Raw genomic sequence first — 25,128 nt, 5'->3', positions numbered from 1 at the left:
CGCTCGACTTGCATGTGTTAGGCCTGCCGCCAGCGTTCAATCTGAGCCATGATCAAACTCTTCAATTAAAGTTTTGTTGGTTCTAAGAACCGGCTCAATGAATACTGATAATTACTTATTTCTAAGTAAGAATTGACTGTGCCAAAATAACGTAAGCTATTTTGTATTGGTCACTCAGTTTCATTGATAAATCTTTTGACTAATCATTTCACGAGTGCCCACACAGATTGCATGGTCAAATTGTTAAAGAACAAATCCGATTCGGTGCTGGCTTAAGTTGCCGTGCTCCGTGTCGGTGAGGCGGCATTATAGAGACTTCGATCGCTCTGACAAGTGTTTTTTGCAAAAAAATCACCGCCTGACGAATATTTCAACTAATGTGATGTAAAAGCCTCTAATTTCAACATTAGAGGATCGTCACATTCACTAACTAGCAATTCCAAGTCAATGAAAGTAATATCGATGTGACTCTGTTGTTAAAATAACCAATAACGCCTTCTCTTATAATATTTATGACGATGTAGCTTTGAATATGAAATTTTCCAAACAAACCATGATAGCAATAGGCGCTATCGCCATTATCGGGGCTTTAGTTTTTAGCTTTCTTCCTTTTTCTCCCGGTATCTCCTTTGCTTTAGGTGTCATTACGGCTGTTGTAGCCATTAATCATCTAGAAAACACTCAACCATCAATCAATAACTCAGATGCTTCTCAAAGCAGCAAAACCCTCTATGTCGGCAACCTGCCCTATCGTGCCAATGAGAATGAAGTGAAAAAACTGTTTGCCGAACATGGTGAAGTATTTGCTGTACGCCTTATGAAAGATAAGCGTACAGGTAAACGTCGCGGGTTTGGTTTTGTGGTGATGAACAGTAATGATGCCGATACCGCCATTGATCAACTCAACAACAAAGAGTATGGACAGCGCACTCTGAAAGTACGAGAAGCCAACGAACCTAAATCTTCGGATAGCACAGAGACTGAATAGCCTCCAACTGCATTTCTTGCAAACTACGATTCAGTGCCGCGACATGATTGTTCGCGGCACTGTTGTATGTAAGATTCAAAATTGAAGCAGAAGAGGCTGTTGCCTGTTCACCTAGCAATGCTTTCACTCGATTTGCAATCGCAAGGCCGGAATCAATGATATGCACTGGCGAACCAAAAGCGACTGCGATTTCTTGTTTGATTAGCGGAAAATGAGTGCAACCAAGCACGATGCTATCTACTTTATCCTGCCAAGGATGGAGGATCTCTGCCAATTCCGTGATTGATACAGCCTTACCACGCAGTTTCTCTTCAGCCATTTCGACAAGCCTGGTTGACCCAATACGAAAAACCTCACAATCACTGGCAAACTGTTCCACCAACTTATTAGTATAGTCGCGCTTTACGGTAGCTGGTGTTGCCAGCAGACCAATTGCTTTTTGCTTACTGATAAGCGCTGCGGGTTTAATAGCAGGAACAACCCCGACAACCGGAATCGTTAAGTTCTTGCGGAGTGACGGCAGTACAACTGTACTGGCGGTATTGCAGGCAATGACAACTAAATCAATCGAATGACGCTCAACCAAAAGGGACACTATATGCAGAGTGCGCTCGATTAATACACTCTCAAGTAGCTCACCATATGGAAACGCGGCGTCATCGAAAGCATAAATATACTGAAAGCCGGGTAGCTGGGCATAGATCTCCTGGTAAACCGACAATCCACCCACACCAGAATCAAATATAAGCACCCGTTTCACTGTTTACTACTCACCGAAAATTGACATCAGGGCACTCATCATACTTCGAACTGCTGCAGATAAAAAATACCCGTTGAAAGAGAATGATTAGTTCAAAAGAAAGTATCGTTGATAGTGGAATCTTTCCTGTCTTTCACAGTCCGTTTTGCTAATCGCTAACTCCCCCGAAAAACAAGGGGCTCTCACAACTAACGTATGAAACTCTCCGTCTTCACCACAGGGGTCAATATTATCTGGCAAACTGGCAATAAACTCAGCCGTATACCAGTTACCACAATAGCTACCATCTAGTTGGGAAGTATCGACTGTTGTTATCAAGGTATTGATACCACTATCTAGTATTTCCTGAGCCAGCTCTTTACTATCACGGCCTAGTAATGGAAAGACACATTGCCAGCCTGCCGGTTCAATATAGCTTCTACGGTACTCGGCAATACCGTTGCAGAACATATCACCAAAAGCAACGGCTTCTATCTCTAGTCCACTTGTCCGTAATCCCTCAACAACCAAAGATTGGTATATGTTGTTGGCGGGAAAGACTTCAGGCAACTCGATAGCAACTAACGGCAAACCAGCAAGCTGTGCCTGCCGCCTGACAACGTCGATCGGTGTCGCCTGAAAGGGCACTTCATTCTCAAGGTAGGTGGTATATAAACCAACAACCTCAAACTTGGGGTTATTGAGTAGCTTAATCAGGGTGAGGGTTGAATCCTTGCCGGAGGACCAGCTAACAATAGTTTTTAGAGGTTTCATTAAATAGAGAGGCTGCATCTGCGCAACCTCTCTCCATATGATTAGAATTGATAAGTAGTCTGCAAATACCAGATACGATCCTGAGCCTTATAATCTTTACCTGTCGAATAATCTTTATCAAACAAGTTATCGATACGGCCTGAAACCTTCCATTGCTCTGTCACTGAGTAATTAGCAGCTAACTCCCAAACAACATAACCTGGTAAGTGCTCCAAATTACTAGGATCAGAATAACGCTCACCTTGATATCGCAAGCCTAATGTAGAGTCCCAATCATCACCAAAGTAACTGCCTTTCCAACTTGCCGTCTCTTTAGCCCGGCGAGCCAGTTGCAGGCCTTTCGAATCTTTAGGATCTGCATAGCCGAGGCTCAATTCGTGGGAAATGATGCCTGTTTCAAACTGAGCATCAAATTCCACACCCTTAATATCAGCATCTACATTCTCAGGAATCCATGTCGGTGGATAATAAATAATCATGTTATCCACTTCAGAGTCATAGAAACTCACTCGCCAAGATACTAGTTCATGATTCCCCTGAACTCCAACCTCACTTGATTTGGATTCTTGAGGCTTCAAGTTAGGGTTACCGCTGCCTGGGTAGTACAGGTCATTAAATGTTGGTGCCTTAAACGCGGTACCATGGCTACCAAAAATGCGCATATCGTCTGTAAGCTGCCACCCTAACGCAAGTGACCAAGTATTATTATTGCCATAACTTTCGTTATCATCATGACGAACACTTGCATCAAGAATAAAAGCTTTCACTTGTGCTGTAGTTGTGACAAAAGCGGCCTTATTTATTCTTGAATCATCCGTATAGTTCGTTGTGCCATCAACAGATTCATTTTCATAGTCAAGGCCTGCACTTAAAACCCATCCAGAAACAGGTTCAAACGTATTCAACCAGTTAAAGCTTTCTCGTTTGGTTACAAACTGACTTATCGATGCTGGCGATGATTCAGGAAAGCTCGTGGCATCATTCTTATATTTGCTAAAGCGCAAGCTACTATGCAAAAGCTCTGAAGAATAAACACCTTCAGCAGTCAGTTGATATACATCCTGTTCTGTACGATTTAAAGACCCAAAAGAGTCATACTGAGAATAACCGTCATTATAAAGCGCACTAAAGTTAGCACCCAACACATCACTAAACTGATGGCTCAACCTAGCAACCAAATCCTTCGTTTTATAACCATACTCATCTCCGCTATCAACTGAGCTGCCTGCTTTGATGTTATAACCATCTGTATACTCAGTATTTATGGTTACTTGACCAACAGTTTTATCGTTGATTTCCCCAACAGAGCGCCATGCCCCCTGATAATAACCATCTCCACCTACACCAGCTAATAGCTCATGTTGGGTATCATAGTGTTCTGGCTCCGTTATGATATTGATTACACCACCAATTGCATCGGCACCATAAATTGCCGCTCGAGGGCCGCGAATCAATTCAACTCGTTCAATCACTGCAGCCGGAATACCCGAAAAATCATAACCGCCAGCTGTTGCAGAATTAATACGTACTCCGTCCAAAAGCACTAGCGTGTGCGAACTTTCCGTACCACGGATAAATACCGAGGTCTTCTGTCCACGACCACCACTCATGTCAACTTGCACCCCAGGCAAATAACGAATGACCTCAACGAGGGACTTGGCTTGAACTTGCTGGATCTGTTCTCTGGTAACAACATCAATTGAAGCCAACACATTTCCTGCTGGCTGCTCAAAACGGTTGGCCGTCACAACCATGACTTCATCTGATGAACTTTCTTCTGCAAAAGCCTGACTTTGAAGACACAGCGGGGCCAACGCCACTGCTAAAAGCGTTTTTTTCATTTTTATGGATACCTTAAGTCGCGTTTATTACGAAGCAGATAGTCTGCTTGGTACACTGGTTGGTCTTCGGACTTAAGAGCTTGGTTGGACAACCACCTAGGGCAACAACTTCCCACTTCCAATAGCTGTATTGCACAGCATGCAGAAGCAGTGTTCGGAACTTACGTCCATGTGCTTTCGTTCTCTATCACCGCTGCGCGTCAGTCACGGATTCCCACCGTGTTCCCGGCCTGTTTTCAGGCTAACCAGCGCAAAACGAATGCTAGTTATCATTTTGAAGAATGTCTAGTTTTGTTTGTTATGGCATATGACGAATCGTTTCCCACGACACTTTTATCAGCAACAACACTGGACATCGGTCAGCAATGCAATAAAATCTGCGCTCTTAATTTGAGCAGTTTGAGGCACACAAGATGGCATCCACCGCAATCAATCCAGCTGAGTATCAACCCCAGCTAGATGAAAAAGCAGAGCGTATTCAAAATATCTTTGCAGATTTTGAAACCCCTGAGCTTGAGGTGTTCGCCTCTCCTGCAGAACATTACCGCATGCGTGCCGAGTTCCGTGTTTGGCACGAAGGCGAAGACCTGTTCTACATCATGTTCAACCAGGAAACTCGCGAAAAATACCGCGTCGATCAGTTTCCTGCTGCCAGCCGCCTGATCAATGATTTAATGCCATTGCTGGTTGATGCCCTTAAGCCTGTCAAGGCGTTGCGCCATAAACTATTCCAAGTTGACTTCCTCTCAACCCTTAGCGGCGAAATTCTGGTTTCTATGCTATATCACCGTCAGCTAGACGATCAGTGGGAGACCGAAGCCAAAGCATTGAAGCAGCGCCTGAATGACGAAGGCTTCAACCTCAACTTCATTGGCCGGGCCCGCAAGCAAAAAGTCGTACTGGATCAGGACTTCGTGATTGAAAAGCTGAAGGTTAACGAGCGTACCCTGACCTACAAGCAAGTCGAAAACAGCTTTACCCAGCCTAACGGTGAAGTGGCGCAAAAGATGCTGGAATGGGCCGTTGACTGTACCCAGGACAGTGAGGGTGATCTGCTGGAGCTGTATTGCGGCAACGGTAACTTCTCGCTGGCACTGGCACAAAACTTCGAGCGCGTGTTGGCCACGGAGCTCGCCAAGCCATCAGTAGACTCTGCCCAATACAATATTGCGGTTAACAACATCGATAACGTACAGATCATCCGTATGTCTGCCGAAGACTTTACCGATGCAATGGAAGGCAAGCGAGAGTTTCGCCGCCTGAAAGATCAGGACATCGATTTGCAGAGCTATAACTGCAACACTATCTTTGTTGATCCACCGCGTTCGGGAATGGATGAAGGTACCTGCCGCATGGTACAAGGCTATGACCGCATCATGTACATTTCGTGCAACCCGGATACGCTGAAAGACAACTTAAACATCCTGTCAGAAACGCACCGAATTACCCGATTTGCCCTGTTCGACCAATTCCCATATACCCACCATATGGAAGCGGGTGTCTTGCTTGAACGCAAATAACCACTCTTTCTTCTCGCCCTATTGAGCCGGGAAGCAGGCATTAAAAAAGGCGCCTCGGCGCCTTTTTTCGTAAGCAAAACCCTTAAGATTATGCCTCTTTCGGTCTTGGTGACATCACACCCAGCTTGTAAACCACCCAGAACAACAGGCCCAGAGTGATAATCAGCGGTAGGTAGCTAGAACCCATATCTGGTACGAATGAACGTAGGAAACCAGAATAACCAAATGCACCCGCCAGGAAGCAGGCAAAGGCAACCGACGGTGTACCTTCAGACATCGGCTTGCTCAGGTATTCCTGATACAGGCAGTACACTGCCAGACCGAATGCAATAACAGGGAAAACTGAAAACGACACCGCGCCAGACGTGAGTACTGCTAACGTAGCATTACCACACAGGCCTGCTAACAAAGATAGAAGCAATGTTTTACGTTCAGCTTTTACTTGTTCCTTGTTCATATACTTTCACCAACAAAATAAAGTTAGAGTTTCTGCCTGAGCTCACGACGCTCACGCTCTTTACGATACCAATAGGCACCCTTTGCAATCATTCGTAACTGCATGATCAGTCTTTCAGCATGCTCGGCACGAGCATGGCTATCCAAATCCAGCGCTTCCGCACCGGAGCTGAATACCAGCGTTACAGATGCCTCAGCCTGAGTGAAGGCTTCGTCATGAGTAACGCCGGTTTTGGCCTCGAGATACTCGGTCAACTCAGCCACAAAGTGCTGTATCTCCCGAGCAACAGCCGCACGAAACGCGGGGGAAGTTCCTGAACGTTCGCGTAAAAGTAACCTAAACACGTTCGGGCTACTTTCAATAAATTCCATAAAAGTTTCGACAGAGGTTCGGATCACACTGCCTTCTTCGGCAATGCGCTGACGAGCCTGACGCATCAACTGACGAAGGATCAAACCTCCCTCGTCAACCATTGTCAAACCAAGCTCATCCATATCTTTAAAATGGCGATAAAAAGAAGTGGGGGCAATACCTGCCTCTCGCGCCACTTCGCGCAAGCTAAGATTCGAAAAGCTTCGTTCTGCACTTAGCTGATTAAATGCAGCATCAATAAGTGAACGCCGGGTTTTTTCTTTTTGCTGAGCTCTGATACCCATGAACCTGTTGTTTCTCTTTAAGCTTTTTGTGCAACTATACGCTTTTTTGATAGCTACTTCAGCGAGAATCGCTTTTTCGCAGCAATCAGAACATAGTAATTCCTGATAAGAGCTGAATCAAAGCAGTAATTGTTACTTTTCACTACTGGCTCACAAAGTCGCAGGCTTACTTCACGGGCAGGCTACGTCTCGTTTTCACCGCGTTTATGCCCCGACAACGTGATCATTACCTATCTATCACCACCCGTTTATTCTACCTACTTCCGGAAAAAGTTAAACTATAGCGACAGCAATGTTGCACGGATGATAAGAAAGGCCTGAACAATGACCCAATCAAAAAAAAAGAATGCCCAGCACTTTGACGCCATTATCATTGGCAGTGGCCCCGGCGGTGAAGGGGCAGCAATGGGGCTCACCAAGGCAGGCTTCAATGTGGCTATCATTGAACGGGAAGATAGCGTTGGCGGCGGCTGTACGCACTGGGGTACCATACCTTCAAAAGCCTTACGTCATGCCGTCAGCCGGATCATCGAATATAATCAGAACCCGCTCTACTGCAAAAACAACTCCACCCTGCACAGCACCTTCAGCCAGATCCTCGGCCACGCCCAAGATGTCGTCAACAAGCAGACCCGAATGCGCCAGGGGTTTTATGACCGTAACCAATGCTCCATTATTTTTGGCGAGGCGAGCTTTACAGATACCCACACAGTAAAAGTCAAAACGGCGGACGGCAGCCATGAATTTTACAGTGCCGACAAATTCGTGATTGCAACAGGCTCTCGCCCCTATCAACCCGCAGATGTCGACTTCAGCCATTCCCGGGTCTACGACAGCGACTCCATTTTGCAGCTCAAGCACGACCCCCGCCATATCATCATCTATGGTGCCGGTGTCATCGGTAGTGAGTATGCCTCAATCTTCAGGGGACTCGGCGTCAAAGTCGATTTGATCAATACCCGTGACCGGTTGCTGGAGTTTCTCGACAATGAAATCTCCGACTCGCTGTCCTATCACTTATGGAACAGCGGGGCGATGATCCGCAACGGCGAAACCTACGAGCGCATCGAAGGGACCGAAGACGGGGTGATCCTTCATCTGCAATCCGGCAAGAAAATGCGGGCTGATTGCCTATTGTATGCCAACGGCCGGACCGGCAATACCGACCGCCTCGCCTTGAGCAAAGTCGGACTCACGCCGGATTCTCGCGGCCAACTCAAGGTAAACCAGAACTACCGAACCGACGTTGAGCACGTCTATGCCGTCGGTGATGTGATTGGCTACCCGAGTCTGGCCAGTGCGGCCTATGATCAGGGACGCTTCGTCGCACAGGCAATTTCCAACGGAGAAGCGCAAGGTCAGCTGATCGACCATATTCCTACGGGAATTTACACCATCCCTGAAATCAGTTCTGTCGGTAAAACCGAACAAGAGCTAACAGCTGAAAAGGTACCTTATGAAGTCGGGCGCTCGCAGTTCAAGCATCTGGCCCGAGCGCAAATAGCCGGTACCGAGGTCGGCAGCCTGAAGATTCTGTTTCACCGCGAAACCAAAGAGATCCTGGGGATCCACTGCTTCGGTGAGCGTGCGGCAGAGATCATTCATATCGGACAAGCCATCATGGAACAAAAAGGTGAAGGCAACACCATCGACTATTTCGTCAACACGACCTTCAACTATCCGACCATGGCAGAAGCCTACCGTGTGGCGGCTCTCAACGGACTAAACCGGTTATTTTAATCCCTAAACACAAAAACGGAGCCGAGGCTCCGTTTTTTCATCTCAACAAAATACTACTGACTGTCCATCAGCCGATTGTCTGGCGTCAGGATAGTCGACCACGGCAATGTCTCATCACCCAAAGTGATAAAATTCGGGTTCTCCAGCGTATCTCGCTCGTTGTAGGACAACGGGGTCAAATGGGTATTCAAAATACGCCCACCCGCTTCTTCGACAATACATTGCGTTGCGGCGGTATCCCACTCCCCGGTCGGACCCAGGCGTAAGTAACAATCGACCGCGCCTTCAGCCACCAGGCATGACTTAAGCGCCGCTGAGCCCAATGGGACCAAGTCATAGTTCAGGGAAGGATCGAGACGATTGGTGATGGCACTGATATCCTGGCGACGGCTGATTGCCACGGCGATAGACTGAGCAGGCAGCTCATGTTTATGGGTAGAGATACGGACTGTTTCACCTTCAGCCGTCACCTTCCATGCTCCCTTGCCATGATAGGCATAATAGGCCACACCAGATACCGGCGCATAGACAACCCCCATCACCGGGGTGTTATTTTCGACCAGGGCAATGATAGTTGCAAAATCACCACTGCCCGCAATGAATTCCTGGGTACCGTCCAGCGGATCCACCAGCCAATAACGCTGCCATTGGCTTCGCTCGACCAGCGGGATTTCCGCATCTTCCTCAGAAAGGACAGGAATATCCGGCGTCAGCTCCGCCAGCTTTTCGACCACCAGCTTATGCGCCGCCAGATCCGCACTGGTTACCGGGGTATTGTCCGTTTTGATCTGCTTTTCAAACTGACCACGCTGATAAATATCGAGGATCACCTGCCCGGAAGCTCGGGCAATCTCGACCACTGAAGGTAATAGGTTCGATAAATCCATAACTCGTTCCTACTGGGATAAATGGTTTAATGCGAGAAAAAGCGCAGTAATACTGCGGGCTTCAGCAAAATCGAGATGATGCAGCAGCTCTTCAGCCTGACTCACAGGCCAGCGAACAATTTCCAGCGGCTCCGGCTCGTCACCTTCTAACTGCTCAGGGTAAAGGTCCTGAGCCAGAAACAGCGTCATCCGGCTGGAAAAATAGGACGGAGCCAATACCACCTCTTTCAGCGGAACCAACTGGCGGGCCCCGAAGCCGATTTCTTCTTTCAGCTCGCGGTTCGCTGCCTCTGCCGCCTCTTCACCCGGGTCAATGAGCCCTTTGGGGAAGCCTAGCTCATATTGCTCTGTCCCTGCTGAATACTCCCTGATCAACAGTAAATCACCTTTGGCGGTCACAGGAACGACCAGGACGGCATGCCGCCCGCTGGGTTTCATTCGCTCATAGGTACGCTCGACGCCATTAGAAAAACGCAAATCAAGCGACTCAACTTTGAAGAGTCGGGATTGGGCAACCACTTTCGTTGCCAGTATTTCAGGTTTGTTCTTGTCCGCAGCCATGCCGTTGTCCTGTATCATCATCTTAGCCCCCCCGACTGATACCAAGCTTGTACAAGCGGATCATCTGCCACAGGGTATTAGCTATTTAAGGGCAATAGCCAGGCGAAATAAAGTAAATTTTGGGGAAAGCGTTAAGTTGAGTGAATTACTCAACTATTAAAGGCGCCCATTATAGCTAATTTTGTAGCGGCCCTTAGGATCCGGATTACCCAACCATTTAAGCTGCTGACTAAGCTGAGCAGGAAATTCAGCCCCGGGCTTAAACCAGCCGTTCAAGGTATAACGGTGATCGGTTGCCAGCACGGCCTGCCACTCACTCGATACATCAGCTGATGACTGCGCTAAATCAGCTGCAACCTTGCCTTGCTCACAGTTGAGATCAGCTATCACCGGACCAGGGTTCAGGCCTCCCATCGGTGAGCTGACATTACCCGCCGTCCACGCCAGTGAGCCTTTCAAAACAGAACAGTAAGGTGCCTGATACTGATAATCCCGCAATGTCAGCTCCAGATTGCCTGCAACGGTAACAGGAAGCGATACCCGAGCAAACTTCATGACCTGCTGGGCGGGCATTGAGACCAGCAAGTTCTCAGCAAATGGTCCGTTGGCACTGTAACCGACAATGCCACGGCCATTAATATTCATGTCACTTCCCTGACCAAAGCGAACATTAAATACGGCTTTGCCAGAGAGCAGGGACAGCGGGGCCATATCCCACTGCAAGCGGCCATAATTTTTTCCCTGCCACTGAACCTGTGTTGCCATTCCCTGCCATGGTGTTCCGCTAAGACCTGAAATATTCAGGCCTCTGACTGGCGGAACCTGCTGCCAGACCCAACTGGCAGGCACATGAGCAACCAGGCTCGTCATTAACACGGCGCCAAAGGTGACACCTAACCCTAACTTATACTTCACTACTATCCTCGGCCCAGCTGTAAACGACCCACTTCTACCATACCGGCGCTATCTGCTTTTGAAACGTCCAGGAACTGGGCATCAATCCCATGTTCTTCCTTGAGAAAAGCCAGCCAGTTAACCAATGTATTAAACGGCAACGGCTTAACCCACACCTGAACGGCTTCGCTTCGGGGCTGCATGCGAATAAGTTCGACTCGAAATCGACGTGTAGTTTCATTAACCACCTGGTTAAGCCCTTTATTGCTGATCGCCCCCGTAGAGCCCGACTGGCCACGAAGCGTTGTGATCTCATCGGCTTTCGTCGACACCCAGCTCAGTAGCTGACGTTCGGTCTGCAACCGTCGCTCGGCCATCTCGGCACGGTTGGCCAATGGCTGCCACAGGCCCCAGTAGAGCACTGCAATAATTAAGGCCCCGCCACCACCGAGCACCAAGCGCTGTTCTCGGGCACTTAAGGCCTTCCACCATGCATTCATGATTTTCTCCTTAGTACCACCGAACCGGTCACCTGATTGCCTTCCTTGTTAAGCTGGCCTTGTTGCACCTCGAATTTTTCAGCCAGTAACGTACGTAGCTGCTCAAAATGCTGGAATTCAGCAGAGCTTGCCTGAAAGCGCAATTCGGCACGGTTCTGATCATATTTCAAATTTTGCACACTCAGCTGAGGGATTTTGCTGAGTGCCGGTTTGAGCTGAGCCAACCAACGCAGCAGTCCTTCTTCGCTGCCGGCTCCTCCCAGACGAGCCAGTTCACTGTTCATCTGCCGCTTGAGGTAACTCTGAGACGGTATACGTTTGTATTGCGGCAATACCTGGCGGAAGATACGCTCACTCTCGGCCTTGTAGACCGCGGCCTGGGCTTCCATCCGCTGGACCGAAACGATATGTTCACCAACAAGAGCCACCAATACCAAGCCAGCAGCAATCGCAACTTTACGCCATGGCTTGAGATACTTTCGCCACGCTGGTTGCTGTTTGTATGCGCCTGAAAGCAAATTAACCTTGCTCGCTTCTGCGCCCAGTGCCAACAGCTGCATCACCAGCTCTGGCGTTTCAGCCTGCCACTTGCCCGACACCTTTGCCGGTGCCGGTGTATAGTGACGAATAAGCAAAGGCTGCACAGTGTCTGCTTCCTGACCGGCAACAGCGTCTTCCGCGGTTCGAGAGTCACTATCCTCACCAAGCGGATCAGTCGCTGCAATCGGCATTTTCTGGGCAAGCAGCCAAGCATCGAGCCACGGTGCCTCGGCACATACTCCCAAGTTTTCCGACTGGCGGATCAACCACTGGCCTTCCAGCTCGGCTGCACTGTAGCTGTCACTAAACAAAGGCAAGCACAGGCAATCCGGCAGTAATTTTTTTACTTCTATGCCAGCACCATTCAAGGCGCTTAGCCATGCCTGAACCTTACGGTGCTCAACCACCGCAACATGGGCGGTATCACCTTCGCGTTTCAGCAGGTGAACATGCAATGCGTCGACATCCTGGGCCAACTCTTCTTCCAGCAGGTATGGCAGTACAGAGGCTAGCTGCCGCCCACTTCCGGTAGGGATTGCCACTTCGGTCAACAGCACATCACCAGCCGGGATCAGTGCAAATACCTGGCGCTGGGCTGCATATTCTGTCAGTTCGTTTAACTGCCCGAGATCAGTCAGCTGACCGGATGCAATCACTTCTTTCTGCTGTGGCGACCAGACCAGCCATTGCACCGGCTGTTCCGGCCGGCTACTTAGCCTTATCGTCAGAAATTCGCTCACTGATTCCTCCATAACGGCGACGTATCACAGTCACCTTTTCTTGACCATCACGTTTAAGTAAGGCCACTAATCTAACCCTGGATCTATTGACCAGAATTTCTGTATCCAGTTGAAAATAATCACTGCTCACGACCAAATATTCTTTGGCTTGTTTCTTCACCTCGCCTCCCAGGCGGGCAATCGTGGCCTCGGCCATAAAAGCATTGGTGTCCTGCCAGCCATCATAAGGACGATCGGCGATCAGTTTTTGGGCATCCGATAAAGACAGCTCCGGCGCAAACAGGCCAACCAGCAAGGCAGCCTGGTGCTCATAGAGCGTATTGACATTAATCTTCATGTCGGTTGTCGGAATGGCACACAACAGCGGTTTCACTTTGCGATATATCTGAGCACTCACGCCGTTAACGGCCCGAAACTCGCTAACGTCGGCCATAAAATCGCTAGGCGGCAAATACGGAGGCTGAAAGCCTTCATAAGTACTGTCACCAGCCCCAAAGGCTGAATTAATCGCCTCCGCCGGATCGACAAATTCCCAACTCGAATCTGCAATCACTTCGGCGTCATAGTTTTCGACACCCGCCTCTTCCAAGACAGACTGCAGGGCACGAACCAAAAATGGCTTCTTGGTGCGATCCGCCTCCAGCGGTAATCCGGACAAGGCATTGAGATTGAAGCAAGCCTGCCTGTCGACGATATCACCGATAGCCTCACCGCCATCAAGCGGGTAGCGCTGGCCCTGCGTGGCCCAGGCCTGACTGAGGTTCACCGTATCGCTGTCATCAATACCCTGCTGAATCGCCACCTTGCCAAGCTCTTCCATACCCAGCGCATACCAATAGGCCTGCTGGTTCTGTACCTGGTTTTCTACCCGGTAGAAGTTAAGCTGCAAACGCTCGCTCATCTGAGCTGCCAGCAAGGTCATCAGGGCCAGCAGCATCAGAACAACAATCAGAGCAACCCCTTTTTGCTGTTTCATCAACTGCTCTCCTTATCGTCGGCACTCAGTGCAGAGATCGGCAGCATATAGACCCGTTCAATCTCACCAAAGTCTTCCAGCGTCATCTGCACCATAATGCCTTCAGGCAGGGTACCTCCCTCACTCCATGCCTCCTGCCACTTTTTATTGCTGTAGAAGCGAAAAGACAGCTTGGTCACGCCCGCCAGTACCTGACGAGTCAGCGGCTCGCTACCGACCACAGTATCCGGATAACGAAACCAGACCCGCTCAAGGGTATCTTCGATAATGCGGTACCCAACCCGGACATTCTCTCCCCGGGGAAACATCTGCTGAGGGTTTTGCCAGCCAGTGCGGGTGAACATGATGCCGTGACTCGACGAGTCAAGCAGGTACTCGCCAGTAAGCAGCAGCTTGTCGCTGGCCTTTTCCCCCTGGTTTCGCGTTTTTCTGGCAACAACCTGACGAAAATCATTATCCATCATGACCATGGCACGCTGAATTTCCTGCAACCGGGCATTGTGCTCCCGGGATTGCTGATCACTGGTCTGAACCCCGCTCATGACCTGATAGGCCGATAAGCTCAGCATCGCGAAAACGGCAATGGCGACCAGTACCTCCAGCAACGTGAAGCCTTGCTGCCGCACCTTTTTCGGTACCCCAGAGGTTTTTTGTCGGTTAATTTTCAACATAAGTTCTCAGTGTCACGACCGACTGTTTTCTTGCCTTATCGGTGGCAACCGTTACATCCAATGCCCGCAGAAAGCCATCGGCCGTCTTGGTACTTTTAATTGACCAGTACCACTCGCGACCGGCCAGCTCTGATTTGCCCTTTTTCTCTGTATTTGGGATCTGGCCGGACAGACGCATTTTCGTCAGCTCGTTATCGGCAACCATGGCGGCGAAAGTTTTCTCTTCCAGGTAGCCCAATGTGTTGAGGTGCTGACTGACGGCTTTCATCACGCTTAGTGCCGCTGTGGCAAACACAGCCAGTGCGACCAGCACTTCCAGCAGGGTCATGCCGCGATTTCCCTTGTTCATCGCGTCGTCCTTTCTGTCTGGCTTTCTGCTGTTTCCCCGGGAGCCAGCAAAAACAGCTGCCCCAGCTCGTCAGCCTGAACCCGCCAGAACTGATTTTCCCCGTCAACCTCGAACTCAAGGCTAAAAGGGGTGTATTCGCCGCTGGCCATCACAACCACTTGCGGCGGCTTAATTTTCTTCTTGTCAGTTTGCTCAGCAAACAAGTCTTCGTCGAACAGCGAACCCGGTTTGAACAAGCGATCCTTGTCCTGCCAGGAATAGCCGCCAATGTCGACTATCAGCTTAATGTCCTCGTCCATTTCAACCTCGGTGAAAAAGCGGGACTCCTGTATCGGTTGCCAGTCCTGACTGGTTAGCTGAAGAAACTGATAACGATTTCGTTCGATCCGGACACCATAGTCGATGCCATTAAGCAGGGCGTCCTCACCCAATAGCTGGACCAAATGATGAAAACGTGCAGCCTCTTCTTTTACCTTGTCTTCCTGACTCTCCGGCAATGTAACAATCACCGCCACCGCACTGGTTGCAAGCAATACCAGCACCAGTAGAATTTCAATTAAGGTAAAACCTGCTGCACGTTTCTTCATTTAATTCGTCTCTGACTCACTCAGCGGTTAGAAGTCCAGCATGTTCCAGTTACCGATATCGGTATTCACGCCTTCGCCACCGTCCTGACCGTCAGCACCCAGGCTGAAGATATCCACAGCGCCATTTTCGCCCGGCATCACGTAGTTGTACTCGTTGCCCCACGGATCTTTCGGCAGACGTTTGATATAACCACCATCACGGTAGTTACGAGGTTCCGGGCTTGACGACGGCTTGGTCACCAGCGCATCCAGACCCTGATCGGTATTCGGGTACACACTGTTATCCAGTTTGTACATATCCAGCGCCTGCTCCAGCGCACTGATGTCAGTAACCACTTTCTGCTGATCGGCTTTCTCTTTGTTACCTAACAGATTCGGAACAACCAAGCTGGCCAGCACCCCCAAGATAACAATAACTACCATCACTTCCAGCAGCGTAAAGCCGCGTTGTTTGCGTTGCATTGAAAAGACCTCCAAAGGAAAAAACTACATACCAACCATGTTGTTCAAAGCAATAATCGGCATCAGGGTAGCAATCACGATAAACATCACGATGCCGGCCATGGCGACGATTAGTAAGGGTTCAAAAATCCCCAGCGCCATATTCACCAGAGACTCAAAGTCACGATCCTGGTTATCGGCAGCCCGGGTTAACATCTGCTCTAGCTCACCACTGCGCTCGCCACTGGCAATCATGTGCAGCATCATTGGCGGAAAGAGCTTGGTTTGTTCGAGGGAAACACGCAGGCTTGCACCTTCGCGGACCTTGTCGGCCGCTTCAAGCACCTGCTTGTTGACCCAGGTATTGGTCATCACATCCGAAGCGACTTTCATGCCGTCAAGCAGCGGGATCGCACTGGATGTACAAATAGACAGGGTACGGGCAAAACGCGAGGTATTCAGGCCGCGGGCAACCTTGCCAATCACGGGCAACCCCATTACCCAGCGGTCCCAGCGCAGGCGAAAATCCGGTTTCCTCAGTGCCGCCTTGAGCAGCATAATCATGCTGACAATCGCGATCAGGACAACCAGCCCCCAGTTCTGGACGAAATTACTGGCCGCCAGCAACACCTCGGTGATCGTCGGCAACTGCTGACCCATCTGGACAAACTGATCTACGATCTTGGGTACCACGGTTGCCAGCAAAAAGGCAACAACGGATACGGCAACCAAGGTGAGCATGGTCGGATAAATCATTGCCTGCTGCAGCTTGCTCCGCATCTGCTGGCGGTTTTCGGTATAGTCCGCCAAGCGGTTCAATACCGTATCAAGGTGGCCGGATTTTTCACCGGCAGCCACCATGGCGCGAAACAGCTGATCAAAGATATGCGGATATTCAGCCATGCTGTCTGACAGGGTATAACCCTCGACAACCCGTGAGCGAACCGCCAGCAGCATGTTCTTCAAGCGCGGCTTTTCACTCTGTTCGGCAACCGCCTTGAGACATTCTTCCAGCGGCATCGAGGCCTGCACCAAGGTCGCCAGCTGACGAGTGATCAGTGACAACTCGGTAGTACTGATCCCACGGCGTAGCTGGAAGCCACCACTGGCTTTCTTCTTTTCCCGCTCATGGGTCTGGGCGACATCAATCGGGATCAGCCCCTGCTCTCGCAGTTGCTGGCGCACCTGTCGAGCTGTATCACCCTCCAGTACGCCTTTTTTCTGCCGTCCCTTACTATCAAGCGCCTTATATTCAAACGCAGCCATCTGTTACCCCTCCCTGGTGACTCGCATCACTTCTTCAAGGGTGGTGACACCTGCCTTCACTTTTGCCAGACCGTCATCACGAATACTTGGCGTATGTGCCCGAATGGCTTTTTCAATCGCCAGCTCACCGACTTCGGCGTGGATCAGTTCCTGCACGTTGTCATCAATCAACAACAGCTCATGAATACCGGTTCGTCCCCGATAGCCTTTGTTGTTACAGGCTTCACAGCCAGCCGCACGGTATAGCGTCAGAGGCTCAAACTCGGACAGACCAAACAGCTTCTTCTGCTCGGCATCCGCTTCATAAGGCTCTCTACAGCTTTTACACAGTGTCCGTACCAGACGCTGAGCCAGAACACCCAGCAAAGAGGATGACACCAGAAATGGCTCAATCCCCATATCCCGCAAACGGGTAATGGCACCGACAGCGGTATTGGTGTGCAGGGTAGACAGTACCATGTGACCGGTCAGCGAGGCCTGCACGGCAATCGAGGCCGTCTCCAGATCTCGGATTTCCCCGACCATAACGACATCCGGGTCCTGACGCAAAATCGCCCTCAGGCCACGGGCAAAAGTCATATCCACCTTGGCGTTAACCTGAGTCTGGCCGATACCGTCAATATCAAATTCAATCGGATCTTCAACGGTGAGGATATTACGCTCCTGGCCGTTAAGCTCCTGCAAACCGGCATACAGGGTGGTCGACTTACCCGAACCTGTCGGGCCGGTAACCAAAATGATCCCGTGCGGACGCTGGATAATATGCTGGAAGTTTTTATGGTTGCCCGGGGTCATCCCCAAGCTATGCAGATCAAGTCGGGTTGCATTCTTGTCAAGCAGACGCAACACCACCCGCTCGCCGTGTGACGACGGCATTGTCGAAACACGTACATCGACGGCCCGGCCACCGATACGCAGCGAGATACGGCCATCCTGCGGGACCCGTTTCTCGGCAATATCGAGCCTAGCCATAACCTTAATCCGCGAAACTAACAACGGGGCCAACTTACGGCTCGGCTGCAGTACTTCGCGTAGCACGCCGTCAACCCGAAAGCGGATAGACAGCACTTTCTCAAAGGTCTCGATATGAATATCCGACGCCGCTTCTTTAATCGCCTCTGCCAGCATCGCATTGATCAACTTGATGATCGGGGCATCGTCTTCGGATTCAAGCAAATCTTCGGTTTCCGGCAGCTCTTCAGCCAGCGAGAAGAAGTCATCACTGTCAGAGCCCAGATCCTCCATCAACTGACGGGCTTCAGACGAGTCCCGCTGATAGGCATCCGTCAGCTTAAGCTCGAACTCTTTGTCGCTGAGCGCCTGCGGAATAAACGCCCCACCGGCAACCCGGCGGACTTCCGCCAGTACCGGTGCCGTCAGTTGGCCACTGTAGAACAGAATCCAGTCCTGCTCGTCTGACTCCAGCACCACCCGGTGGCGCTTGGCAAAGGAAAATGGCAACCGGAATAAAGGCTGAAGTGCCGTCACCGGATTATCAGCATCCATTACTTCGTCTCCAACTGGGCAACGAAGGCACGCACTTCCGGCGGCAGTGAAATATCTTCACCGTACTTCGGCAGTACCGGCGTCTGGGTATCAGGCATCAGGCGCAGACCTTTATCGGCACGATAGAGCTGTTCGGCACGAATGTAGTTGTATTTCCGCTGGGTAATACCATCCGCGGTAACACCATCGCGAATAATAGTCGGCTTGATAAATACCATCAGGTTGGTTTTGGCCTTGGTGGTATTAGTCGACTTAAACAGGTGGCCGAGAATAGGGATGTCGCCCAATAGTGGAATTTTCTGTTCGCTTTCGTCCACCTGCTCCTGGATCAGGCCGCCCAGCGCAATCATCTGGCCATCCTGTACCAATACAGAAGTGGTTAGCTGGCGCTTGGAGAAACGCACGTCAACCGCGCCTTCGGCACCAAGGACGTTGGACACTTCCTGCTCGATTTTCAGCTGGACAGAGTCACCTTCGTTGATCTGCGGTACCACATTCAGCTTGATCCCGACTTCCTTACGCTCGACGGTCTGGAACGGGTTATCATTGTTTGAACTGGAGGTCGAGCCGGTTACAACCGGTACCTCCTCACCGACGATAAAGGATGCCTCGCCGTTATCCATGACCGTAATGCTCGGCGAAGACAAAATGTTTGAATTGCGATCGGAGGCCACGGCATTCACCAGCGCGGTCCAGTCGCCCATCACGATACCCAATGCAGCACCGTTTACGCCACCCAGCACTTTGCCCAGGGTACTATAGTCACCCTGAGTTGCTTCGTTTACTGTTGTATTACCATTCGAATCAATGACGGTTGAACCTGGAACATCCTTGGCTTCTTCCAAACCAATCGCAAACTGTGAAATCGGGATACCCGAGTTACCAAACTGAACCACACCGCCATCCAATGAGCCCCACTGGACACCGAAGTTAACCCCGTCACCTTCAGCCAGCTCAACAATCATCGCCTCAATCAGCACCTGTGCCCGACGGATATCCAACTGCGCAATGATATTCTCCAGTGCACGCATGATATCTGGCGGCGCAGTCAGGATCAGGGAGTTAGTATCGACGTGGGCCGAGATCATCACTTCGGCATTGCTACCAGAGGTTTTCTTGCTGCCGCCTTGCTTCTCGGCCTGCAGGTTGTCCGACACCCCTTTCAGCACATCTACCATTTCTTCGGCATTGGCATACTTGAGGTACACAACCCGGTTATTGCCCGAGGTAGCCATCTCCTTGTCGAGCTGGCGGATCAGGCGTTTGAGGCGATTACGCACCTTAGGATCGCCCGATAGCAATACCGCATTGGTTCGCTCGTCGGCGACCAATTTCGGCTGCAAAAACTGCGGTGTTGACTTGGAATCAGCAGACTTATTGAGTGCATCAACAATACGCACCATTTCCGCGGCCGAGGCGTTATTTAACTCAACCACGTCAATCTCTTTGTCACCGGCACGGTCAACACGCTCGATGATTTCGGCCAGACGATTTACCACTGCCGCACGGCCGGTGATCATAATGATATTGGCCGGGTCATAGTGCACCACGTTACCCGCACCGGCATTGTCATTAAGCTGGCGAAGCAGCGGAGACAACTCACGGACCGAGACATTACGAACGGCAATGACGCGAGTGACCACCTGATCACCCTTGATCTGATCTTTGCTGCCGACCACAGGGATGGCTGAAATCTTCGCATCCTTGTCACGAATGACCTTCAGCACCCCGTTATCCATTTCGACAACGGCGAAACCATAGACTTCAAGTACATTGAGGAAAAACTGATAATACTGCTCGTCATTCAGCAAATCATAACTGCGAACATTTACCTGACCACGAACAGCAGGGTCAACAATGATCGTTTTCTGCAGATTGCGCCCAACAATATTAATGAATTCCTGAATATCGGTTCCTTTGAAGCTGGCACTAAAGTCATTTGCCAGTGCGGAGCTGCACAACAAACTCCCGGCCAGCAACAGGGCGCGTTTACCCATCCATTTTTTCACAAAAAACTCCTGCTTTATGTCGCGTTGTTGCCTGTCAGCCACTAGCGCAACTCAATATAAATATCGTGTAACTGGCCTTCACGTTCTACTGTCAAAGTAAAATCAGTTGCCTGTGATAGCTCCGTCCAAAGCTTCGCCATAACAGCGGGATCGGTCAGATCGTTACCGTTGAGGCTCACCGCCAAGTCGTTAGCCTTCAGCCCTACCGAATCGAATAGCGCCCGCTCTTTACCCGGATTGACCCGGTAGCCTGCCAGCTGCCCGTCCCGCTTGACCTGCGACAGACGAATATAGCTAAACAGGGTCTGCGGCTTTTCGAGGATCTCCTGCTTGATTCTGCCCAGCTGAGAAGAAGGGGCCGAGGATTTGGGTGCCGGTTTCAACGAAACCTGTCGCGGCTGGCTTTTGCTAAATTTGATCCCGTCAAGCATCAGGGTTTCGTCCCGACCACTGTTTCGAATGATCACCCGGTCTGCGTAAACGGCCTGCAACGTCGCCCGGGTTCCCTCGATCGCTTCGTTCAGCCCGTACGTGTTTTGTTTGCCACGGTGGGTAATAACCGCCAGGCTGGTTTGCGGGCTAGAGCTTGCCACCACCCCAACCAGAGTCAGGTTAAGACGTGTTTGTGGCGCATCCTGTTTTACCGGCTCTTTTTTGACTACCGGCGCATTTTGCTGATAACGGCCGAATAGATTCATTCCCAGTACATCAGACACCTGAAATCCCGAGCGGTTCGCTGACGAGACAGAAACAGTTTGCGCCTGCCACTGGGAGGGAGCCGTCGCTGGCTGGATAACCGACCACACCAGACGGCCCAAGATCCATGCCAGCAACACGACCAACAGCCAGGTTAATATCCGGGTGAGTGTCGTGACTGACATCGGGCGCTTAGTCTGAAGCGTTCCCAACCAATTTGCTGCAACCATGTTGAAATCCATTATCCTTGGGATTAATAATGCCGATGAATTATCGGTCGGCTATCAATAGAATACCCGTTAGTGAAGAAAACGGCAGTAATTTGCTCTCAAAAAGGTTCAATATACCAAAACAAATCACGGAAAAAATACATCTAGTTTCAATAGACTAGCTATTATGAGCGATTTATTCTCCATTTGCTGTTGAAAATACGATCTCATATCACCATTTAGTAGAGCTGACGCTGTTATTGCATTGTGGTATTTTTAGCGCCCGTTGTGGGTAAGGAGCACGTTATGGGACAGCAATCATCAGATTCCGGTACCCTCCAGGTACGCCTTGATAAATGGCTGTGGGCCGCCCGGTTTTACAAGACCCGCTCAATCGCCCGTAATATGATTGACGGCGGCAAGGTGCACTATAACGGCCAGCGCTCCAAGCCAAGCAAGCTGGTCGAGGTCGGGGCAGAAATTCGCCTGAGGCAGGGCAGCGATGAGAAGACCATCATCATAGCCAAACTATCCGACAACCGCCGGGGCGCTCCCGAAGCACAAACGCTTTACCAGGAAACCGCTGAAAGTATCAAACAGCGTGAACAGCATGCCCAAATGCGCAAGCTCAATGCCTTCGGCAGCCCGAGCCCTGACAAGCGTCCTGATAAAAAACAGCGACGCAATATAATTAAGTTTAAGAGCAGTAACTAAATTTTACCTGCTGGAGTATATAAAAGATGACAAACGATAGTCTGTACCGTTACCTGTTTGACGGTGTATCTGTACGTGGTGAACTTGTTCAGCTGAACGAGACATATCAGCAAATCATTTCCAGCAAGGAATACCCGGCTCCGGTCCAGACACTGCTGGGTGAACTGCTTGTCGCCACCAGCCTGCTAACCGCAACGCTGAAGTTCGAAGGCTCTATTACCGTCCAGCTTCAGGGTGACGGTCCGGTGAAGCTGGCTGTGATCAACGGTGATCACGATCAGAAACTACGTGGCGTGGCACGCTGGGATGGCGACGTTCCGGCAACCGGCAATATCCATGATCTTATAGGCAAGGGCCATCTGGTCATTACCATCACACCGAACAAGGGTGAACGCTACCAGGGTGTCGTTGGTCTGGAAGGTGACAGCCTGGCACACTGCCTGGAGGGCTACTTCGAAAGCTCGGAGCAGTTGAAGACTCGCATCTGGCTGCGTACCGGTGAGGTTGAAGGCCAGCCAAAAGCGGCAGGCATGCTGTTGCAGGTTCTTCCTGACGGCCAGGGCAGCGACGAAGACTTCGAGCACCTGGAGCAATTGACCGAAACCGTGAAGAACGAAGAGCTGTTCACACTTGAGGCTCAGGATGTCCTTTACCGCCTTTACCACCAGGAAACCGTCCAGTTGTTCGAGCCGCAAGAAGTGGCGTTCCATTGCGGTTGCTCTCGCGAACGCAGTGCCTCGGCGATCTGCTCGATTGAGCGTAGCGAGGTAGATCGTATTGTTGCCGAAGAAGGCAAGGTATCGCTGCACTGTGATTACTGCGGCACCAGCTATGACTTCGACAGCATCGACGTGGCGGCATTGTTCGAAAATTCACCAGAAAGCAATAGCAATCAGGTGCATTAATTATCATCCCGCATTAACTCTGAAAGTTAGTTACAAGAGCCGGATTTATTCCGGCTTTTTTTTTAACTGAAGCACACTTTTCCCGCCCAGATGAAACTCAATAACGCGCTAACTCCCGCTTTTTTCAAGAGAAATATTAATTTTGGGAGCTAGCGCAAACGTTTCACATCGCTGTAAAATACACACCTACAATTTCCTTATAACTTTTACTTAGCCGTAACTTTTCAATGGTTAATTTTTGATAAACCTCCCTGAATTACCCCTTTAGGGTTGCTAGCATGGTCAACAGTTAAACAACATCTTACCCAAGGAGCACCTATGACTGTCATGAACGTCGAAAAAAAGGTTGCAAAAAATATGGATCTATCTAAATACGGTATCAAAAATGTTACAGAAATAGTTCGTAACCCGTCTTACGAAGTTCTGTTCGAAGAGGAGACCAAACCAGAGCTGGAAGGATATGAAAGAGGTATCGTAACAGAGCTGGGCGCCGTTTCTGTTGACACAGGTATTTTCACTGGCCGCTCGCCAAAAGATAAATTCATCGTCAAAGATGACACCACCAAAGATACCCTATGGTGGGCAGACCAAGGCAAAAACGATAATAAGAGCATTGGTCTGGAAGCGTGGAACGATCTGAAAGAACTTGTCACCGGTCAGCTTTCTGGCAAACGCCTGTTTGTTATTGACGGTTACTGTGGTGCCAACCCTGATACCCGACTATGCATCCGTGTTATCACCGAAGTTGCTTGGCAGGCACACTTCGTGAAAAACATGTTTATCCGCCCAAGCGAGGAAGAGCTGGAAACTTTCGAGCCTGACTTCGTTGTCATGAACGGAGCGAAGTGCACAAACCAGAAATGGGAAGAGCACGAAATGAATTCTGAAAACTTTACTGTTTTCAACCTTACCGAGAAAATGCAGCTGATTGGCGGTACCTGGTACGGCGGCGAAATGAAGAAAGGTATGTTCGCCATGATGAACTACTTCCTGCCGCTGAAAGACATTGCTTCCATGCACTGTTCTGCCAACATGGGTGAAAATGGCGATGTGGCTGTCTTCTTCGGCCTGTCTGGCACCGGTAAAACAACCCTGTCTACCGATCCTAAGCGCGCCCTGATCGGTGATGACGAGCACGGCTGGGATGACAACGGCGTATTCAACTTCGAAGGCGGCTGCTACGCGAAAACTATCAACCTGTCTAAGGAAGCTGAGCCAGACATCTACAACGCGATCCGCCGTGATGCCCTGCTAGAGAACGTTACCGTTCGTGCCGATGGTGCGATTGACTTCGATGACAACTCGAAGACTGAGAATACGCGCGTTTCTTACCCGATCTACCACATCGAAAATATCGTCAAGCCGGTGTCTAAAGGCGGCCATGCCAACAAGGTGATCTTCCTGTCTGCGGATGCATTCGGCGTACTGCCTCCGGTATCCAAGCTGACGCCGGAGCAAACCAAGTACCACTTCCTGTCTGGCTTTACAGCCAAGCTGGCCGGTACTGAGCGTGGTATCACCGAGCCGACGCCAACCTTCTCGGCCTGTTTCGGTAATGCCTTCCTGACGCTACACCCAACCAAGTATGCCGAAGTACTGGTTAAGCGTATGGAAGCAGCTGGCGCCGAAGCTTACCTGGTCAACACAGGCTGGAACGGTACTGGCAAACGTATCTCGATTCAGGATACCCGCGGTATTATCGATGCCATCCTTGACGGTTCTATCGATACAGCCGAAACCAAGCATGTGCCAATCTTCAACCTGGAAGTACCAACTGCACTGCCAGGTGTTGATCCGGCAATCCTTGATCCTCGTGATACCTACACCGATCCACTACAGTGGGAAAGCAAGGCGAAAGATCTGGCCGAGCGCTTTATCAATAACTTCGACAAGTACACTGATAATGATGAAGGCGCAGCATTGGTTGCAGCCGGCCCGCAGCTAGACTAATTAAGGGCGAGC

25 protein-coding genes, 1 rRNA gene and 1 riboswitch are annotated in these 25,128 nt (G+C 50.3%); of the genes, 6 read left to right on the top strand and 20 right to left on the bottom strand.

Annotation, left to right across the window (positions count from 1 at the left end; translation table 11 throughout):
- Positions 1 to 68: ribosomal RNA gene (locus BIT28_RS03260) — 16S ribosomal RNA — on the bottom strand; the annotation flags it as partial.
- A 464-nt stretch (positions 69 to 532) separates the two neighbouring features.
- On the opposite strand from BIT28_RS03260, the gene BIT28_RS03255 reads away from it, so the two are divergent.
- Positions 533 to 988: an RNA recognition motif domain-containing protein gene (locus BIT28_RS03255; protein ID WP_075762205.1), complete on the top strand. Its 456-nt coding sequence runs from the start codon at positions 533 to 535 to the stop codon at positions 986 to 988.
- Here BIT28_RS03255 and murI read toward each other — a convergent pair.
- From murI to BIT28_RS03240, 3 genes are all read right to left on the bottom strand, one after another.
- Complete coding sequence (gene murI / locus BIT28_RS03250) at positions 957 to 1,748, bottom strand: glutamate racemase (protein ID WP_075762204.1); 792 nt, start codon at positions 1,746 to 1,748, stop codon at positions 957 to 959. The genes BIT28_RS03255 and murI overlap by 32 nt on opposite strands.
- Positions 1,749 to 1,835: 87 nt before the next feature.
- Positions 1,836 to 2,501, bottom strand: coding sequence for a Dph6-related ATP pyrophosphatase (locus tag BIT28_RS03245; RefSeq protein WP_075762213.1), 666 nt, complete (start codon positions 2,499 to 2,501; stop codon positions 1,836 to 1,838).
- A 41-nt stretch (positions 2,502 to 2,542) separates the two neighbouring features.
- Positions 2,543 to 4,342 (bottom strand): TonB-dependent receptor domain-containing protein, encoded by a 1,800-nt coding sequence (locus BIT28_RS03240; protein ID WP_075762203.1) that lies wholly within the window; start codon positions 4,340 to 4,342, stop codon positions 2,543 to 2,545.
- Positions 4,343 to 4,382: 40 nt separating this feature from the next.
- Positions 4,383 to 4,607: riboswitch (cobalamin riboswitch) on the bottom strand.
- Between the two features lie 148 nt (positions 4,608 to 4,755).
- On the opposite strand from BIT28_RS03240, the gene trmA reads away from it, so the two are divergent.
- A complete protein-coding gene (gene trmA / locus BIT28_RS03235) occupies positions 4,756 to 5,862 on the top strand; it encodes a tRNA (uridine(54)-C5)-methyltransferase TrmA (protein ID WP_075762202.1) in 1,107 nt (368 codons plus the stop codon).
- A gap of 88 nt (positions 5,863 to 5,950) precedes the next feature.
- On the opposite strand, the gene BIT28_RS03230 is transcribed toward trmA, so the two are convergent.
- Positions 5,951 to 6,319 carry a YijD family membrane protein gene (locus tag BIT28_RS03230; protein WP_075762201.1) on the bottom strand — a complete coding sequence of 123 codons (369 nt, stop codon included), beginning with the start codon at positions 6,317 to 6,319 and terminating at the stop codon, positions 5,951 to 5,953.
- A gap of 23 nt (positions 6,320 to 6,342) precedes the next feature.
- Positions 6,343 to 6,975 (bottom strand): HTH-type transcriptional repressor FabR, encoded by a 633-nt coding sequence (gene fabR, locus BIT28_RS03225; protein ID WP_075762200.1) that lies wholly within the window; start codon positions 6,973 to 6,975, stop codon positions 6,343 to 6,345.
- Positions 6,976 to 7,299: 324 nt separating this feature from the next.
- On the opposite strand from fabR, the gene sthA reads away from it, so the two are divergent.
- Complete coding sequence (sthA, locus tag BIT28_RS03220) at positions 7,300 to 8,715, top strand: Si-specific NAD(P)(+) transhydrogenase (RefSeq protein ID WP_075762199.1); 1,416 nt, start codon at positions 7,300 to 7,302, stop codon at positions 8,713 to 8,715.
- A gap of 53 nt (positions 8,716 to 8,768) precedes the next feature.
- Here the strand turns inward: sthA and cysQ are convergent, their stop codons facing one another.
- The 14 genes from cysQ to gspC all read right to left on the bottom strand — a co-directional run bounded on the left by cysQ (position 8,769) and on the right by gspC (position 21,568).
- On the bottom strand, positions 8,769 to 9,602 hold the full coding sequence (gene cysQ, locus BIT28_RS03215; protein WP_075762198.1) for a 3'(2'),5'-bisphosphate nucleotidase CysQ: 834 nt from the start codon (positions 9,600 to 9,602) through the stop codon (positions 8,769 to 8,771).
- A 9-nt stretch (positions 9,603 to 9,611) separates the two neighbouring features.
- Positions 9,612 to 10,163, bottom strand: coding sequence for an ADP compounds hydrolase NudE (gene nudE / locus BIT28_RS03210; RefSeq protein WP_075762212.1), 552 nt, complete (start codon positions 10,161 to 10,163; stop codon positions 9,612 to 9,614).
- A gap of 156 nt (positions 10,164 to 10,319) precedes the next feature.
- Complete coding sequence (locus BIT28_RS03205) at positions 10,320 to 11,078, bottom strand: type II secretion system protein N (RefSeq protein WP_075762197.1); 759 nt, start codon at positions 11,076 to 11,078, stop codon at positions 10,320 to 10,322.
- A 2-nt stretch (positions 11,079 to 11,080) separates the two neighbouring features.
- On the bottom strand, positions 11,081 to 11,557 hold the full coding sequence (locus BIT28_RS03200) for a type II secretion system protein M (protein WP_075762196.1): 477 nt from the start codon (positions 11,555 to 11,557) through the stop codon (positions 11,081 to 11,083).
- Complete coding sequence (gene gspL, locus BIT28_RS03195) at positions 11,554 to 12,837, bottom strand: type II secretion system protein GspL (RefSeq protein ID WP_245823638.1); 1,284 nt, start codon at positions 12,835 to 12,837, stop codon at positions 11,554 to 11,556. Before gspL ends, BIT28_RS03200 begins: the two co-directional genes overlap by 4 nt.
- Positions 12,806 to 13,813 (bottom strand): type II secretion system minor pseudopilin GspK, encoded by a 1,008-nt coding sequence (gene gspK, locus BIT28_RS03190; protein ID WP_075762194.1) that lies wholly within the window; start codon positions 13,811 to 13,813, stop codon positions 12,806 to 12,808. Before gspK ends, gspL begins: the two co-directional genes overlap by 32 nt.
- Positions 13,813 to 14,484 (bottom strand): type II secretion system minor pseudopilin GspJ, encoded by a 672-nt coding sequence (gene gspJ / locus BIT28_RS03185; RefSeq protein ID WP_075762193.1) that lies wholly within the window; start codon positions 14,482 to 14,484, stop codon positions 13,813 to 13,815. The genes gspK and gspJ overlap by 1 nt, the downstream gene beginning before the upstream one ends.
- Positions 14,471 to 14,833 carry a type II secretion system minor pseudopilin GspI gene (gene gspI / locus BIT28_RS03180; RefSeq protein WP_075762192.1) on the bottom strand — a complete coding sequence of 121 codons (363 nt, stop codon included), beginning with the start codon at positions 14,831 to 14,833 and terminating at the stop codon, positions 14,471 to 14,473. Before gspI ends, gspJ begins: the two co-directional genes overlap by 14 nt.
- Positions 14,830 to 15,420 (bottom strand): type II secretion system minor pseudopilin GspH, encoded by a 591-nt coding sequence (gene gspH / locus BIT28_RS03175; protein WP_075762191.1) that lies wholly within the window; start codon positions 15,418 to 15,420, stop codon positions 14,830 to 14,832. The genes gspI and gspH overlap by 4 nt, the downstream gene beginning before the upstream one ends.
- Before the next feature lie 27 nt (positions 15,421 to 15,447).
- Positions 15,448 to 15,882, bottom strand: a complete 435-nt coding sequence (gene gspG, locus BIT28_RS03170) for a type II secretion system major pseudopilin GspG (protein ID WP_075762190.1) — start codon at positions 15,880 to 15,882, stop codon at positions 15,448 to 15,450.
- 24 nt (positions 15,883 to 15,906) lie between these two features.
- The gene (gene gspF / locus BIT28_RS03165) at positions 15,907 to 17,127 is read right to left on the bottom strand and encodes a type II secretion system inner membrane protein GspF (protein WP_075762189.1); all 1,221 of its coding nucleotides are present in this window, start codon (positions 17,125 to 17,127) and stop codon (positions 15,907 to 15,909) included.
- 3 nt (positions 17,128 to 17,130) lie between these two features.
- Positions 17,131 to 18,633 carry a type II secretion system ATPase GspE gene (gene gspE / locus BIT28_RS03160; protein ID WP_075762188.1) on the bottom strand — a complete coding sequence of 501 codons (1,503 nt, stop codon included), beginning with the start codon at positions 18,631 to 18,633 and terminating at the stop codon, positions 17,131 to 17,133.
- Positions 18,633 to 20,642 (bottom strand): type II secretion system secretin GspD, encoded by a 2,010-nt coding sequence (gspD, locus tag BIT28_RS03155; RefSeq protein ID WP_075762187.1) that lies wholly within the window; start codon positions 20,640 to 20,642, stop codon positions 18,633 to 18,635. The genes gspE and gspD overlap by 1 nt, the downstream gene beginning before the upstream one ends.
- 41 nt (positions 20,643 to 20,683) lie before the next feature.
- Positions 20,684 to 21,568 (bottom strand): type II secretion system protein GspC, encoded by an 885-nt coding sequence (gspC, locus tag BIT28_RS03150; RefSeq protein WP_075762211.1) that lies wholly within the window; start codon positions 21,566 to 21,568, stop codon positions 20,684 to 20,686.
- 285 nt (positions 21,569 to 21,853) lie between these two features.
- On the opposite strand from gspC, the gene hslR reads away from it, so the two are divergent.
- The 3 genes from hslR to pckA all read left to right on the top strand — a co-directional run bounded on the left by hslR (position 21,854) and on the right by pckA (position 25,116).
- A complete protein-coding gene (hslR, locus tag BIT28_RS03145) occupies positions 21,854 to 22,261 on the top strand; it encodes a ribosome-associated heat shock protein Hsp15 (RefSeq protein WP_075762186.1) in 408 nt (135 codons plus the stop codon).
- 26 nt (positions 22,262 to 22,287) lie between these two features.
- Positions 22,288 to 23,166, top strand: coding sequence for an Hsp33 family molecular chaperone HslO (hslO, locus tag BIT28_RS03140; protein WP_075762185.1), 879 nt, complete (start codon positions 22,288 to 22,290; stop codon positions 23,164 to 23,166).
- Positions 23,167 to 23,484: 318 nt separating this feature from the next.
- Positions 23,485 to 25,116, top strand: a complete 1,632-nt coding sequence (gene pckA, locus BIT28_RS03135; RefSeq protein ID WP_075762184.1) for a phosphoenolpyruvate carboxykinase (ATP) — start codon at positions 23,485 to 23,487, stop codon at positions 25,114 to 25,116.
- Positions 25,117 to 25,128 lie beyond the last annotated feature (12 nt).

It is taken from the genome of Photobacterium proteolyticum (assembly GCF_001939735.1).
Taxonomy (GTDB): domain Bacteria; phylum Pseudomonadota; class Gammaproteobacteria; order Enterobacterales; family Vibrionaceae; genus Photobacterium; species Photobacterium proteolyticum.
The sequence above is the reverse complement of the archived record's forward strand: the minus strand, read 5'-3'. Positions and strand labels throughout refer to the sequence as shown.